Consider the following 3,182-nt stretch of genomic DNA (forward strand, 5'->3'; position numbering starts at 1 on the left):
GCAATTCCTTCACTACCTTACCGTTAAAGCAGCTAACGGTAAACTTCTGCTAGTTCTTTTCATTCAAGTATTGATGTATCTATTATAAAACATCAATAACTGAATGACAAGACTGCCGTATAAAAAACATTTTTTATAGGCGAAAAGGCGTAGTTTACTGACTATAAACGGTAATCTGCGTCTTTTTGTTTTCCTCCAAACCAAAGGAGGATACGGTGCCATGCAAAGAATGCACAACCATACGGCTACATCCAGCCGGGAAAACAGCAATAAAGCCTCAAAATTCTCTATTTCTTATGCGAAGCTCCCTTATGATCTGTTATTTCAGTACGGTAAAGGTGAGCTATGCCTTTCACCCGCGGCGCTTAATTTCTTGATCGAAATGACCCCTTACCTGGATCAGGATAATACACTCGTTATTCCAGTTGATTACTTGAGAGAAAAGATGGCCATGCAGAAACGGACATTGGAAAGGGTTCTCACAGAGCTTCAAGGACTAAACCTTATTGAATTTGACACTCAAACGATCATTTCACACTTTCACCTTCAGGTAAAACAAGGGGACAGACAGACATATGTCCGGTTATTTGATGAATTTGTATCACCTGCCTTTAAAGGCTATTCCACTAACTTGAAACGGCTATTCACCCTGGTTGCAGCCCGTATGTCGATTTCAAACGGGTATGTGGTTTCCCTTTATAATATGTGGAACACAAAGCGGGATGGGGCTTATATTCATCGTGGGATTACATACTTCAATACAGTGAAAGACCTTGCGGATGCTTTAAGCACGCTAATAAAGAATGACCAAATTACGGTTGAACTAATGAGTAAAGAAGGTTCAACATTTCTACATAAGGATTCAGAAAATCCCGCAGAACAGCTTTTAGCTTTTTATGAAAAATCCGAAACACAACAATTCCGTACAAGCCGAAAAGCCGCCTTGAACAAGAAAGTATGCATTCGCCTTTCTGATCGTGTTTTAGAGAAGGAAGTAGTAGATAATACGGCTTCTTTTGAGGAAATAAAGCAATTAGCTGCTCGTTATGAGATCGAACCAGAAAATTTAAGCCAAGACCTATACCAGCTCTTTACTTACTACAAAAATGAGCTTATTGATCAGTTTGGTTTCTTAGGATTGACTATTTATCGGAAGGCACTTTCAAAGTATTTTGATGATAATGGTGTATTAGTCATCTATCATGATTCAATCAAGGAGAAAGCCGCTAACTATTTGGTGGACTTTTATATTCTTCCGCTTGTTCGTGAGTTTTTAAAAGAGTGTGTAGTGCAGTCTCTTGATGAATCGCTGCATACCAAAGAAATTGATGTTTTTACATTCTCGATTTCGTCTGAAACGATTGGAAAACTGCTCTTGTACTATTCCGATCATGGATCGGTTAACCACGCTGTACAATTGGATGAAGAGCTTACTGGAGTCATTGGTTTTGAAGGTTATGATCGAATTCCAGTGGCTACTGAATACTTTATAGACTTTGAAACCGTCATTCATAAGGTGTATAACAAAGAGTTTATCCAAGTAAAAGACCGGATTTCAAAAGGACAATGGATGCGTCAGATACAGAAATGGGCGGCCAATGGACTTCTTGCTCGAAAAGAAAAATTTGAAGAACTTGTTCATGAAATCAAACGCACTTATTTTGCGGTTGAGACATTCTTAGCAAAGTGGGATTTAAGCAGTATAGCTGGCGGATCTAGTGGAACAGTAGAGCGCAGCAATTACGCAATTCCCTTTTACAACTGGCTCAACGAATAAACACGTATAGGCTGCCTATAACAAACGCGCGATTTTTGCTCTTTGATAAGTAAATACGGCTCCTTTTAATTTTTTTAAAAGCGAAAAAAGCTGATTCCCCCTTTTTTTAATGTGGGGGTTCCAGCTTCTTTGTCGTGCCCTTTTTTTATTTCTATCCGATTCGTCTATTTTGAACAGGAAATTTAAGCGAAACAGAAGATTAGGAACTATTTTTTTTTACACCTAAATGGGAAAAATAGTAATAAAACAGTTGATTATATATTTTTAAATTAGCTTAATTTAAAAAATAGTAGGCAAAAAACCGACAACTTTGATTAACTGCCGGTTTTACTGGTTAAAAGTGTTTTCCTAAAAAATCCATTTTAAAAAGGGAGCCAAAAACCTTCTTAAAATAGGCGTTTTACGATCTGTTTTTGCGCCGCTATGTCTCTTAATAAAATATGTTATGTCTTATGGTATTCCATTATGTTATTTAATTTGGGATAGGATTTTGTATATTAAAGATGCCAGAAAATACCCAATCACTATTGGATATATTTTTTAATTCCCAATCCACATTAAAAAATGTGCAATTAGAATAATATTTGTACTTCTAAGCACACATATCCAATTCTTTTTGATATAGAGCAAAGAGAGAGTATGGGAAGTAAAACGCTCAGCGTAAATGAACGAGAAAAATGCGGCTGGAAAAACCATTAAGAATTGTAATTCATCCAGGTTAGAGGTAAATCTCAATCTGTATGGAAAAACGGGCTGAGTTTTGAGGTGATTTATGCACGTTGGGTCTTAGAAACCCCATGAACCGGTTCTATTGAATTCTAGGTCCCGCCTATATGGGAAAACATACGTGATTATCCAAAGAGCTAAAATAAGCACTTTTTCGGTTATACAGGATTAGTTCATGGAGGAACGGATACATATGTGGACTGCTATGTAATGATGAGGTATCTTCTTTGTGAAAACGAGTAATCTTTATAAATATTGACCAACTTTTTATAGGAAGTCGGTCTTTTTTGTGTTGCAATAACATTTGCGGCAGTAGACGCTGCATGCGATGTATTATCTCGGGCACTTTACCGTATCATGAATGTTTATATTACATCGAGCTTTAAGCCAGCTGCTCGATATAAGTACCAGGAGGCCCCGTAACAGCGTTTTCTTCTTTGCTATGCACATAGGTTTAAAATAGGTTTGAAATAGGTTTGAAAGTGCCAGAGCGTATTGGAGAGTTGATTGCAAAGTAAAACAAGCTAGTGTAAAAATTGAATCAAAGGAAGCGGAACAGTCTGTTAGTCTAACCGCCGACTTGTATAGAAAGAAGATAAGAAAGTGGTGGCAGTCAAAGAAGAAAGAAAATTCGCGGCTCTCTCCAGTGATATTAATATATAAAAATATAAATATATAT

At 37.0% G+C, this 3,182-nt stretch carries 1 protein-coding gene; it reads left to right on the forward strand.

What is annotated here, in order from left to right:
- Positions 1 to 220: 220 nt before the first annotated feature.
- Complete coding sequence (locus VP97_RS22575) at positions 221 to 1,777, forward strand: hypothetical protein (RefSeq protein ID WP_050184436.1); 1,557 nt, start codon at positions 221 to 223, stop codon at positions 1,775 to 1,777.
- Positions 1,778 to 3,182 lie beyond the last annotated feature (1,405 nt).

The sequence above is a fragment of the Domibacillus robiginosus genome (assembly GCF_000966195.1).
Lineage (GTDB): Bacteria > Bacillota > Bacilli > Bacillales > Domibacillaceae > Domibacillus > Domibacillus robiginosus.

Coding starts and splice junctions, on each gene's coding strand:
- VP97_RS22575 (WP_050184436.1), top strand. CDS start 221: ATGCAAAGAATGCACAACCATACGGCTACATCCAGCCGGGAAAACAGC.